The following is a 12707-nucleotide window of genomic DNA, read 5'->3' as shown; positions in this document are numbered from 1 at the left end:
CGGGGATTTATTTCCCCGCTTTTTTGATATAATATCACTGGAGGTGGGGTATATGGATTTTAAATGGTGGATTTTGATTGGAGCAGCAATTGTCGCTGTTGGAGGTTCTTTGTTTTTCTTAATGCCAGAAGAAAGAAGCTTCGAAACTCGTATTGAGGAAAAAGTTGAAAGAAATGCCGAAGATAAAATGATGGAGAAGGTTATGCCCATGAATAGATTTACTCTTTCTGATATTCCAGATGATTTTGATGAGGAAGATATTTTAGATTTTAAAGTTTTAGATGAATCTTTTAGAGTAAAATTCAGAACCATTGAAATACAGAATATGGAAGAAAACTTAAAGGTTATGATTTCTGCAGGTGAAAAAAAAACTGGTGGATATAGCATAGATATTGAAAATGTATTTTTGTATGAAAGAAATATTATAGTACATGCATTTTTAAACATCCCAAAAGGTCCTACAACTCAAGCATTCACATATCCTTCAAAAGTAATTGCAATTGATAAATCACAAATAGAACCAGGTGAATGGAACTTGGTAGTTGTTCTAGAAGATGACCAAAAAACGGAAGAAGTACTTATGAAGACAATCGTTATAACAAATCCATAACGAAATATAACTACAAAAAGTTTTTTAATAATGTCTCATATAGACTATAGATTGTAAGTGACGTTTATAAGCGTCACTTTTTTATATGTTATAATTAAAATGACTTTATAACGGGGGTTTTATTATGGAAAATATTTTAAGTTCTTTTTGGGTGAATTGGTTAATAATTTTTCTTGGAATTGGAAACTTTGTTTTATTCTTTATAATTTTCTCTAAATCAAAAAACCTTTCTTCAAAATTAAGGCCAAACAGGGCAGAACATTTAGAACTTTATGAATTTTTCAGAAATATGCATAAAAACTACAGCGCAAAAAACAACTTTGGTTATATTGAAGGTGAAAATAATTCTATTAACAAGTATTTCTCCATTTATGGTTCTTTGACGAGTATTTTCCCTCTTTTGGGTATTTTAGGTACAGTTACATCATTTTTGAACCTTTCAGAACTTACTTCTGAAATTATAACTCAAAACTTTGTAAATGCTTTATCTTCTACATTTTTAGGGCTTGCATTTGCAATAGTTTTTAAACTATTAGAAGGTATACTTGCCTATAAAATAGAGGATAACAATTATATAATAGATATCATGCTCAAGAATGCGAGTGATACAAATGAAAAAAAGAACGATAATTGAACTCACTGCATTTGTAGACATCCTTTTGATACTTCTTTTTGCTTTTTTATTTAATATATCTGAAACTAATAAAGAAGCTGATATTGCTACAAATAAGAGTACAGAGTTAGCTCAAGAAAATTTGGAGCTAAAAAATGACTTAGAAAATATTTCTAAAGCTTTTCAAGAACTGTCCAATAAAAACGAAAAATTAGAAAAACAAAACAACTTTTATAAAAATTATTACAAAGAACTGTCCAATAAAATTGAAAAAGCTTTTAACGATTTAAAATTACCTGAGGATATAAGTGAAGAAGAATTAGAAAAAATAAAAGAACTATTAGATAATAGAGATATAAATTTAGATTATATTATTAAAAATCAAGGTTTAATGGAAAATTTCTTTGTGGTAGATATACTTATACAAGGAGAAGAACCAGAGATATTTTTAAATGATCAGAAAATTGATTTTTCAATAACTTATGAACAGTATATTTCTGAAAACAGCAGAAACAGCAAGCTAAGGAGCCTTACTGATAAAATAGAAAACTCTTTGAAAAAAAACGGAATTCCTCAAATGGTTTATATAACAATAAAACAGAGTGATGAAGAAGTTTTTCTTTATTCATATAATTTGTTGTTAGAAGCAGTTAGAAGAATTCAAAATAAATACGGTGCTGATAGAATCTATTACACAGAAATACCATTTTTATTCAATTATTAGGGGTGATATTATTAAAAAACTGATTTTTGTACTTATAGCTATAATCATAGCTTTAGTATTATTTTTAGTGTTTGCATTTGAAGGATTTGGACTTGGCGGAGAAACTCAAGGTACCAAAGCAACAGGAATTCAGATTGAAGAAGGAAAAATACCATTAATTACTATTGAATCTGACAAAATATATGTTAATGGAGAATTAGTGAGCAAAGATAATTTAAGATCTACTTTTGAAAACCTTTTTAAGAAAATAGAAAGAGTAGAAATAGATTATAGCAAGGCAAAGAGAACGACTTATTTGGTAGTTGAGGATATTTTAAAAAAATTGAATTTGACTATAATTGAAAAATAATCTGTCTTATAGACGGATTATTTTTTTTGATAATAATCACTTGACAAAGCAAGAACTGTCATATTATAATATTACAGAGGTGATAAAATTGTGGTTTTCGATTGACTTTAATTCCCATACTCCTGTTTATCAACAAATAAAGGACAAAATAAAAGAAAATATAATAACCGAAAACATAAAAGAAGATGAGTTCCTTCCATCCATTCGTAATTTGGCGAAAGATTTGGGGGTAAATTTGAATACAGTATCACGTGCTTACAGAGAGCTGGTATCAGAAGAGGTTTTAAAAGTTGAAAGAGGAAGAGGGTACAAACCAAAAAGTGTTGACGAAGATTTATTTTTCAAAGAAAAAATAGAGAAATTCAAAAAGTCTGTTGAAATGTGTAAGTCTTCTGGTATCAAAAAGTCAAAACTGTCTTCTATTTTGGAAAATATATACAAGAATGAAGAAAAATAATTTTATCTCGCATGATATTTTTAAAAAGAGATTATTAATAGGGGTGAAGGTATATGAGTATGATTAAAATAGAAAATGTTACTAAGAAATTTGGTAACCACACTGCTGTGGATGATATTTCGTTTGAAGTAAAAAAAGGCGAAGTATTTGGCTTTTTAGGGCCAAATGGAGCTGGGAAAACAACTACCATAAAAATGATTACAGGATTTTTCAAACCAACAAAAGGGAACATTCATGTAAACGGTTTTGATGTGCTAAAAAATCCTTTATCTGTGAAAAAATCTTTAGGTTATGTAGCAGACGAACCCTTGATTATGGAAAAGGTAACTGGGGCTGAATATATAAATTTCATAGCAGATGTTTTCGAAGTACCTCCAGAAACAAGGATAAAAAGAGCTGAAAAATTGATAGAGCATTTTAAACTGAAAGATTTCATTGAAAATCCTATATCCACATATTCTCACGGTATGAAACAAAAAGTATCTTTAATTTCTGCTTTGATTCACAATCCTGATTTATGGATATTAGACGAGCCTATTGTAGGATTAGATCCTGAATCAGCGTTTATACTCAAAAAGATGATGAGAAATCACGCCAACGAAGGTAAAACAGTTTTTTTCTCAACTCATATAATGGAAATCGCAGAAAAAATGTGTGACAGAATAGCAATTATTGGAAATGGTAAAATTGTATTTATTGGTACAGTTGATGAATTAAGAGAAGCAAGAGGTAATGAAACTCTTGAACAAATCTTCTTGGAGGTGACAGGAAGTGAAAGTGAAAAAATTGATTTCTCTTATCTCGATTGAGCTAAATCAGCATTTCAAAATTTCAAAAACTAAATATGATTTAAAAAATAAAAAAAGTGATGCTATTACTATGATTGTTGTTGTAGTAGCTCTTGGGTTTGCTGCTGTTACTATGTTACCCCTGTACATTGAGTTTATGAGAAATTCTTTAATGTCTTATGCTTCTCTTAATTTAAAAGAATTATTCATATCTAATGCAGTTATGATAAGTGGATTTTTTGGTTTGTTTTTAGGTCTTTTTATATTAATAGCAGAATTCTTTTTTTCAAAAGATATGAGAGTCTTAGTTTCTTTACCATTAAAACCACAAGAAGTTATTTTTTCAAAACTATTTTTAATCATTTTCGATCAAATGATAATATCTTTAGTTATACTGCTACCTGCATTAATTTATTATGGTGTAAGTACAGGTGCATCTTGGGTTTATTATATATATGCTTTTATAATATTTTTATTTTCTCAAGTATTTGCATTAACTTTATTAACTATATTCATATTACCTATTTCAAGAATATTTAAATCACAAAAAAATAAAGACTTTATGATATTTTTTGCAAGCATATTATTCATGGCATTAGCCCTTTTATTTGTTTACTTTATGAATAGTAATATTATTAGCTTTTCTGAAAACCCGCAAGATTTCTATAATCAAATAGCTGGAAATCAAAACTTTATGAATAGAATCGCAGCAGCTTTTCCACCTGCTTTGGTCGCATTGAAATCTATATCTACCTCAGGAATAATAAGTTTTTTATGGATACTTTTATATATAGGGATGAATATAGGGTTATTTATAATAGCTTTGTTCATGGGCAAAAAGTTTTATTATGATACTTACTCAGAATTACAACAAAATGCTTCTAATAAAAAAATTTATACAAAAGATTCTTTTGAAAAAATATTTTCTAAACAAAATACACCTTTAAAAGCTTTTGAAAAAAGAGAATGGAGATATTTTTTAAGGATACCAGCGTTTTCTATCAACGGTTTTATGAATGTAATTATATTTCCAATTATAATAGTTATTTCAAGTAGTTTTACTGCTCTTGCTAATGATCCTGAATTAAAATTTTTATTGGATATAATAAATAATTTCAAGGAATACTTAGTTCCAATTGGGATTTTAGCGTCGGTTTTAGGCGGAGGAATAAATGGCCTTTCTTATTCTTTATTTTCAAGAGAAGGTAGCAATATAAAAGAGTTAAAAATACTTCCGATTTCTGCAAAAGAAATATTAAACGTAAAATTTAAGCAAATAATGCTGTTAAGTTTAATTGGAGTAGTAGCCATGAATGCAGTTATAGCCTATATTGGAGAATTCAGTCTAATTCAAATTATCATACAATTTTTAGCTTCTGTATTGACTATTACTTTTATAAACCTTGCTCAAATGGTTATTGATACTAAAAAACCCGTACTTGAATGGGATAACCCACAAAAAGCCATGAAACAAAATATAAACGGCTTATTGGGAATATTAATTGTATTTGGATACATCGCAGGATTAGGCTTTTTAGGCTATTTGTTAAATGATGTATTACCTACATGGTCAATGACTTTAATTCTCGTGTTAATTTCTGGAATAGGATCGATAATTTTATACAAAGAAGTTGTAAAATCAACTGAAAAATTGTTGTCTAAAGACCTATAGAGCTAATTTCATTGAAATTAGCTCTGTTGGAATATGGAAGCAAAAAATCACTTTGTGATTTTTATCAACGTGTTTTTCCATCAGAAATGGCTATGTCGCTATCATATCTAAAAACAGTTTCAATTATAATTTCAAAAGCCTTTTTAATAGTTTCAAGATCCATAGATGGATTGTTAGGTTTGTCAACAACTTGTTCATGTATATAAGGAATATGAACAAATCCACCTTTTAAATTCTCGTAATTTTTATCTATATAATATAAAAGCCCGTACATAATATTATTACAAACAAAAGTACCAGCAGAATTACTTACAGTGGCGGGTATATTCTTTTCTTTTAATTCTTTTACAATTGCTTTTATCGGAAGAGATGAAAAATAAGCATTTTCTCCATCTTCAAATATTTTCTTGTCTATTGGTGTGTTGCCTTCATTATCTGGAATTCTGGCATCGTTAACATTTATTGCAACTCTTTCGGGAGTAATTGCTGTTCTACCTCCTGCTTGGCCCGTGCATATTACAACATCAGGGTTATACCTCTGAATTTCTTCTTCTAAAAAATAAATAGCTTTATTAAATACTGTTGGGATTTCTGATTTAAAAACTTTTATATCTCCATAATTATCTTTCATTCTTTTTATCGCTTCCCAAGAAGGATTGATCTTTTCCCCGCCAAAAGGCGTAAATCCTGTTATCAAAACTCTCATATTTTTCCTCCTATTTATATAAAATGCATTGCATTTTGTTGTTGGTTTCTTCTCTTCCAACTCCCAACTTCATTCAGTCCTCCAACAAAAAAAGCTCTTTACTTCTTATTATATCAAACTATAAAGGAATTAATTAATCAACCGATATATTAATTAGCAGAGGTGATTTATGAGTAAAGACCTATTATTATTTTATAAACTCAAATATTCAGATTTTGTTTTTAAGTTAAAGAACGAGTTAGAAGATAATTTCAATAAGACTTTGAGCTTAGAAGTCTATGATAGTTATTTATCTATAGATACTTTGGATGACTTATTCAAAGGCTATAAGTTCATTTTATTCATAATCGACGAAGAAGAACAAGACAAAGTTTATGAAAAGTTCAACAATTACAAAAACTATTCTGAAAGAATACTTTTTTTGGATAATGACCTTAAGAAACTTCAAGAAGGAGAAAAAAATTTTAATAACATTTGTCAATCAATAGACATGAAGCTAAAAGAATTGGAAATTCCTCAAAACGAATACGAATATTTGATTGATCAATATAAAAAAAATCATTAAAAATGCCATGATTATAATCATGGCATTTTTTGTTTCTTATCCTTTAACAGAACCTGCTAAAAGACCTCTTATAAAATATCTACCCAGGATGATATAAACAATTAATGTAGGAAGTGCTGCTACCAAGGCTCCTGCCATTTGAACATTCCATTCAACAACCTGACTTCCCGCTAAATTAACAAGGGCAACTGTTATCGGCTGTTTTGCAGGATTACTTGTTACAGTTACAGCGAATAAAAACTCGTTCCATATGTTTGTGAACTGCCATATTGCAGTTACAACAAACCCAGGTATTGAAATTGGTAGAATAATTTTAGTGTACATCTGAAAAAAGTTTGCTCCGTCAATGGATGCAACTTCTATCAAAGAATCTGGTATTTCCTCGTAATAGTTTTTAAACATCAAAGTTGTTATTGGAATTCCGTATATGACATGAATTATTATCAAAGCTGGAATAGTTCCATATAAACCTATACTTTGAAAAAACTGAATCAATGGGAACAGTACACTCTGATAAGGTATGAACATTCCAAATAAAATTATTGCAAACAAAATATTTGAGTATTTGAATTTCAACTTTGCAAAAGCCAACCCATTCAAAGATCCTATAAATGAAGAAATTATTGTAGCCGGTATAGTGAGATACAAACTATTCAATAAATTAGGTGACAACTTTTTAAAAGCTTCAGCAAATCCATACCAAGAAAAACTGGTTGGAAAATCCCACATCTGAGATATAGAAATATTTTCAATTGATTTAAAACTTGTTATAACCGCAACATAAAAAGGAGCTATAAAGATCAAAGCCATAATGAGCAAAACTAACATCATTAAAATTCTTTTTGTTGAGATACCTTTAGAATTATTCATCATGCTTCACTACCTTTTCTAAAAGAGCTCCAAAGATAAGGGATTATTACTACTGCCACAAAAAGAAGCATGATAATTGAAATTGCTGACCCCATAGCGTATCTGTTTGATCTAAATGTAAGTTCAAACATATATACAGCTGGCATATCGGTTACATTATTTGGTCCACTACCTGTCATAGCGTATATAAGGTCAAATATTTTAAGAGATATATGACCCAAAACTATCATCGCCGATAAAGTTATAGGTTGTAGTAAAGGCATTTTTATTTTCCAAAATATTTTTGCATCACTTGCACCATCAACCTTAGATGCCTCAATTATGTCATTTGGAATAGCCCTCATACCCGCCAAATACATTGCCATGATATATCCAGAAAATTGCCAAACAGCAGCTAATATTACAGGAATTAAAGCCAAATTAAAATTCATAACTGACTCTGTGCTTGTATACCACTGCCATTGCAAGAAATCTAACCCCAATTTTTCAAACAAAATATTCAACCCTTGTGGGCTGCCTGGAATTCTTCCTGGAGCAAAAATCCAACTCATAACAGTACCTGTTACTACAAAAGATATTGCCATTGGAAATAAAAATATATTTTGAAACAATTTAGACCCTTTTAGTCCCTTATCTAAAATGTTAGCAAGAAACAACCCAATAGTTATGCACGCAATAATAAAAAATGCTGTGAAAAATAGAGTATTCCATAAATCAGACTGGAATCGAGGATCCATAAATAACCTTTGAAAGTTTCTCAATCCAACAAACTTATATTCCCCCATTGCCAACGAAGAAAAACTATTCCAATTAGAAACAGATGTTCTAAGTGTCAAAAATATGAAATAGTAGACAAATATTCCTATTAATATTAATGAAGGTAAAATAATCGTAAAACCCAATCTGGATTTTTTCTTGTGAACAGACATAAGAATTCCTCCCGTTTTGGTAAAAAGCCCGGTAAAAACTACCGGGCTATGAGAATTTTATTAATAAGCCATTAAACCTGCATCTTCAGCAGCCCAAAGAATTGATCTTTTGGCATTACTTGTATTTCCTGTGGTCAACAAAATATTTATTGCGTCATTCATTGAAGTAATAAAGCTTTCATCTGCTGCTGATCCATGAGCAATTGATGGAGTAATTATTTTAGTTGAGAAATCTTCAATTGTACTTGTTAAATATGCATCGTATTTTGACATATCTGCATCAGTTCTTGCAGGGATTGAACCTTTTATTGGGTTAAATGTGTCTTGTGCTTCTCTTGTAGACAAAAATTCTAACCATTTAATTGCATTTTCTCTATTTGGAGCACCTTTTGGCAATCCAAAAGTATCTGAGATCAACATAAATGAATTTTGTGTTCCTGGTAATTCAAACCATCCAAAGTCTTCACCTGGAATCCAACCTAATGTTTTCATGTAACCTTCTGCCCAGTCACCCATAAGGTTAAATACAGCTTCATTATCATATAATAATCTTGTTGCATCCTGCCAAGTAAGAGCTGCGTGGTCTTTGTTGAAATAATTTGTTAGTTCATAAATTTTATCTAAAGCTCTATCTAAAGCAACTTGATCAAAAGGAGCCTCGCCTCTGAACAATTTGTTATATTCTTCTGCACCATATTCAGCAACCATAATTGCTTCAAACAATTGACCAGCAGGCCATTTATTTTTGTCTCCCATTGCTAAAGGAACATATCCGGCTTCTTGTACTGTGTTCAAAGCTGTTATAAATTCAGCCCAATTAGTTGGTTCTTTTAAACCTAATTCATCGAAAATTTCTTTGTTGTAGAAAACTATATTTCCTCTGTGAACATTAACAGGAACTGAATAAATATCACCTTTATAACTAACGATATCTAATAAACCTTGTGGAAATTTATCTTTTACTCCCCATTCGTCAAAATAATCAGTCAAAGGTTCCATCATACCCGTTACAACATAAGTTGTAGTTAACTCCATACCAGCATGAATTTGGAATGAATCTGGTGGGTTCCCTCCGAGCATTCTTGTTTTAAGAACTGCTTTTGCATTAGTTCCAGCGCCACCAGCTACTGCAGCGTTTATTATTTCAACATCTGGGTTATCTTCTTTAAAAAGTTCGAATAAAGCTAAAAGACCTTCTTCTTCTCCACCACCGGTCCACCAACTAAAAATCTCGAGTTCGCCTGCTGCAAATGCAGACGAAAAAACAAACAAAATTGCCAAAAAACTCACTAAAAGTTTCTTCATAACAAATACCTCCCCTTTTTAAGATAATTATCGTTAATGCATCAAAATAAAACTATATGGATCTGAAATAACCCTTTCTAATACTAAAGCTGCCGAACCTTTTAAAACCATATCTTCTTTTTTGTTACTAAAAAGTATTCGGCTTCTTTTTGGGCCAAAAAGATTTTCATCTAATATGTTATTTATTTCTTTATAAGCTATCTCAGAAATATTTTTTAAATTCCCTCCAATAATCACTGCTTGAGGATCTAAAATAGAAATTAAATTCATTATGGCCATACCAGCATGCCTTGAAATTTCTTTAGCATACTCTACAAATTCTTTGTCTTTTTCAACATTTATTTTGTTTAAAATGTATTCTATATTACAATTTTCATTTCTTTCTTTCAAAATATTTATAATATATTTAAACCCAGATTTGTTTTCCATATAGTCCTTTTTAGTTTTATACCCCAAAATTGTATGACCAACTTCTCCAGCCATGGAAAAATCTCCCCTGTGAAGTTTACCATTTAAAACTATTCCTGAACCAAAACCAATATCTGAAACAACAAAAACATAATCTTTGTAATTTTTTCCTTGCCCAAACCATTTTTCTCCTAAAGCACCAACATTGGCGTCATTGTCTATCCATGTTTTTATACCATATTTTTTTTCTAAACTTTCCTTTAAATTAACATTCTTCCATGCTTCGAAATACGCCGGAGTAGCTATTATCTCACCAGAGGAAAAATCTATTGGAGCTGGAATGCCAACCCCTATACCATTTATTTCTTCAATAGAAATTTCAGCACTCTCTATTACACTGTCAATTATATTAGTCAGATCTTTAACAGGATTTTTCTTTGGAATATCACTCGAAAATTCTTTAGACGATGAATACAATAAATTAGCCTCTGTATCATACAAACCAACTTTAATACTACTTCTTGAAATGTTTATCCCAATAATTTTAAAAGCATCTTTCCTTATTTTTAACAAGGTTTTTTTTCTTCCGCTTTTAGTGGATTTACTCCCAACCTCTTCAATAAAATCTACATTTATTAATTCATTAATAATATTTGTCACTGTTGTTCTGGTTAATCCAGATAAATTTGCTATATCAGCTCTTGATATAGGTGCTAAAGAATGCAAAATTTCTAACACAGTAGTTCTGTTATTTTTTTTGACTTCTATAAAATTCAATCCAGAATTTTTTCTGTAATTATCTGCATTTTTCATATTAACACCTCTATTAATTAGTAAATCAATTTGATTAAATCACTTTTAACATATTTTTCAAAACGTAATTTTTTTTAATTTAAGGCAATTATTACCATTTATGGGCAATAATTAACTAATATTTTTAATATATTAATAATAAAAACTTTTTATTAATTTAAAATTTAATTATTTAAATCACTTAGATTATTTTGTTTTTCAAGTGATTTTTGCATATTATATTTGTCTATTGTTAATTAACTTTTGTTTACTCCACTTTAAAAAAACATTCGTTAATGATATAATAGAATTCACACAAATTTTTAGTTGGTGATAGAATATGTTTTTATTATTTTTACCTTCAATATTTTTAGGATGGTCTTTGGGCTCTAACGATGCAGCAAATATATTTGGCCCACCTGTTTCAAGTGGAGTTATTAAGTATAAAAATGCCATAATAACTGCTTCAATATTCGTCATAATAGGTGCTGTTGTGGGAGGCAGCGCTGGATTACACAACATTGGTAATTTGTCCCAAATATCTCTTGAACAATCCTCTTTAGCACTATTAATAGCAGCTATAACTGTTACAGTTATGACGTCTATTGGCTTACCAGTTTCAACAACACAGGCAGTAGTTGGCGCTATAGTAGGGTTTGGTATCTTTGGAGGTTCTGTTGACTTTTCAATTTTAAATAAAATATGGCTGTCTTGGATAGGAACTCCAATAGGCGCAGGTATTTTTTCTTTTATTTTTTACAAGTTATTTTCATTTGTTTTTGAAAAGATAAAATCTATTCAATCACAAGACCGTTTTATCCTTGTATTAACTTGGATAGTTGGAATATATGGGTCTTATTCTTTAGGTGCCAATAACGTTGCAAACGTTACGGGTGTTTTCAACGGTATTATATTAAATACTCAATTATTGGCTCTTATTGGTGGGGTTTCTATAGCATTAGGTATTTTAACTTACAGTAGAAAAGTTATGTATACAGTTGGAAGTAAAATTGTAAATTTGGACCATTTCTCTGCTATGATAGTAATGTTAGGAGCCGCTATCACTGTCTGGGTATATTCTTTAATAGGAGTACCTGTTAGCAGCTCACAAGCTATTGTTGGTGCAGTAATTGGTATTGGTTTATCAACAGGTACGAAAACATTTAATAAACAGATGATTTTGAAAATCATTTTTGGTTGGATAGGAACACCTTTTATTTCTGGAATAATATCATTTTCTGTATTAAAAATAATGGAGGTTTTCATATGAAATTATTTTTTGGTAAAAAAGAAAACAATATCATTACTATGTTCAGAAAACATTTAGATAAAGTCGAAGAAGGTATAGAACTTTTAGATGATGTGATAAAAGACTATATGAAATCTAACAATTATAGGGAGCTTTGTGAAAAAATAGATTCAATTGAAAATCAGGCAGATGTTTTGAGAAGAGGGATTGAGAAAGAAATGTATAAAGGGGGGTTCTTACCAAATTTTAGAGGGGATCTTCTTGGAATAATAGAAAGCGTTGACAAGGTTATGAATAAAACGGAGAGCGTTTCTGATATTTTTTACTACGAAACTCCTTATATCCCAGAAGAATTGAAGGATGAATTTATAAAGTTGTCTGAAGAAGTAATCACCACCTATAAACACCTTAAAACAGCTATAGAATCTATTTTTGATAACATAGACGACGCTTCGGAAATAATCAAAGAAGTTGAAAAGTCTGAACATAACGCAGACATTCACGAGAAAAACATAAAAGAAATAGTTTTCAAGATGAATTTGGCTTTATCGCAAAAATTACATATAAAACAAATTTGTGAGAATTTGGGAGATATTGCAGATAGAGCGGAAAACACGTCAGACAGATTAAACATATTGCTTATGAAAAGAAATATAAAATAAAAGTCGGT

The 12707-nt window shown here is 29.9% G+C and carries 15 protein-coding genes; 10 read left to right on the top strand and 5 right to left on the bottom strand.

All coding sequences use genetic code 11. The features are described from left to right. The first annotated feature begins 52 nt into the window (after positions 1-52). The 7 genes from BLS00_RS04245 (at position 53) to BLS00_RS04215 (ending at position 5213) form a co-directional block, all read left to right on the top strand. Positions 53-610, top strand: coding sequence for a protease complex subunit PrcB family protein (locus BLS00_RS04245; RefSeq protein WP_176759838.1), 558 nt, complete (start codon positions 53-55; stop codon positions 608-610). Between the two features lie 124 nt (positions 611-734). Next, entirely contained in the window at positions 735-1244 is a 510-nt protein-coding gene (locus BLS00_RS04240) for a MotA/TolQ/ExbB proton channel family protein (RefSeq protein ID WP_091403103.1), read from the top strand. Then, entirely contained in the window at positions 1222-1947 is a 726-nt protein-coding gene (locus tag BLS00_RS04235; protein ID WP_091403101.1) for a hypothetical protein, read from the top strand. Before BLS00_RS04240 ends, BLS00_RS04235 begins: the two co-directional genes overlap by 23 nt. Before the next feature lie 67 nt (positions 1948-2014). Beyond that, complete coding sequence (locus BLS00_RS04230) at positions 2015-2296, top strand: hypothetical protein (protein ID WP_143012942.1); 282 nt, start codon at positions 2015-2017, stop codon at positions 2294-2296. A gap of 88 nt (positions 2297-2384) precedes the next feature. After that, positions 2385-2753 (top strand): GntR family transcriptional regulator, encoded by a 369-nt coding sequence (locus BLS00_RS04225; RefSeq protein ID WP_091403098.1) that lies wholly within the window; start codon positions 2385-2387, stop codon positions 2751-2753. A gap of 59 nt (positions 2754-2812) precedes the next feature. Continuing rightward, positions 2813-3562, top strand: a complete 750-nt coding sequence (locus tag BLS00_RS04220; protein ID WP_091403348.1) for an ABC transporter ATP-binding protein — start codon at positions 2813-2815, stop codon at positions 3560-3562. Then, on the top strand, positions 3525-5213 hold the full coding sequence (locus tag BLS00_RS04215) for a putative ABC transporter permease subunit (RefSeq protein WP_091403097.1): 1689 nt from the start codon (positions 3525-3527) through the stop codon (positions 5211-5213). Before BLS00_RS04220 ends, BLS00_RS04215 begins: the two co-directional genes overlap by 38 nt. Positions 5214-5277: 64 nt before the next feature. Here BLS00_RS04215 and pcp read toward each other — a convergent pair whose 3' ends face one another. Further along, positions 5278-5919, bottom strand: coding sequence for a pyroglutamyl-peptidase I (gene pcp, locus BLS00_RS04210; protein WP_091403095.1), 642 nt, complete (start codon positions 5917-5919; stop codon positions 5278-5280). Between the two features lie 169 nt (positions 5920-6088). On the opposite strand from pcp, the gene BLS00_RS04205 reads away from it, so the two are divergent. Further along, positions 6089-6484, top strand: coding sequence for a hypothetical protein (locus BLS00_RS04205; RefSeq protein ID WP_091403094.1), 396 nt, complete (start codon positions 6089-6091; stop codon positions 6482-6484). 36 nt (positions 6485-6520) lie between these two features. On the opposite strand, the gene BLS00_RS04200 is transcribed toward BLS00_RS04205, so the two are convergent. From BLS00_RS04200 to BLS00_RS04185, 4 genes are read right to left on the bottom strand one after another with little or no spacing between them, the layout of a single operon-like run. Further along, positions 6521-7315: a carbohydrate ABC transporter permease gene (locus tag BLS00_RS04200; protein WP_375338212.1), complete on the bottom strand. Its 795-nt coding sequence runs from the start codon at positions 7313-7315 to the stop codon at positions 6521-6523. Positions 7316-7353: 38 nt separating this feature from the next. Then, positions 7354-8283, bottom strand: a complete 930-nt coding sequence (locus BLS00_RS04195; protein ID WP_091403092.1) for a carbohydrate ABC transporter permease — start codon at positions 8281-8283, stop codon at positions 7354-7356. Between the two features lie 60 nt (positions 8284-8343). Continuing rightward, a complete protein-coding gene (locus BLS00_RS04190; RefSeq protein WP_091403091.1) occupies positions 8344-9588 on the bottom strand; it encodes an ABC transporter substrate-binding protein in 1245 nt (414 codons plus the stop codon). A 33-nt stretch (positions 9589-9621) separates the two neighbouring features. Continuing rightward, complete coding sequence (locus BLS00_RS04185; RefSeq protein WP_091403089.1) at positions 9622-10809, bottom strand: ROK family transcriptional regulator; 1188 nt, start codon at positions 10807-10809, stop codon at positions 9622-9624. A 319-nt stretch (positions 10810-11128) separates the two neighbouring features. Here BLS00_RS04185 and BLS00_RS04180 point away from each other — a divergent pair, with 319 nt between their 5' ends. Both BLS00_RS04180 and BLS00_RS04175 read left to right on the top strand, forming a co-directional pair. Further along, a complete protein-coding gene (locus BLS00_RS04180) occupies positions 11129-12058 on the top strand; it encodes an inorganic phosphate transporter (RefSeq protein WP_091403087.1) in 930 nt (309 codons plus the stop codon). After that, complete coding sequence (locus BLS00_RS04175) at positions 12055-12699, top strand: TIGR00153 family protein (RefSeq protein ID WP_091403086.1); 645 nt, start codon at positions 12055-12057, stop codon at positions 12697-12699. Before BLS00_RS04180 ends, BLS00_RS04175 begins: the two co-directional genes overlap by 4 nt. Positions 12700-12707: the final 8 nt, after the last annotated feature.

Origin of the sequence: Geotoga petraea (genome assembly GCF_900102615.1) — a bacterium.
Taxonomy (GTDB): Bacteria; Thermotogota; Thermotogae; order Petrotogales; family Petrotogaceae; genus Geotoga; species Geotoga petraea.
This window is presented reverse-complemented; position numbering and strand designations above follow the sequence as displayed.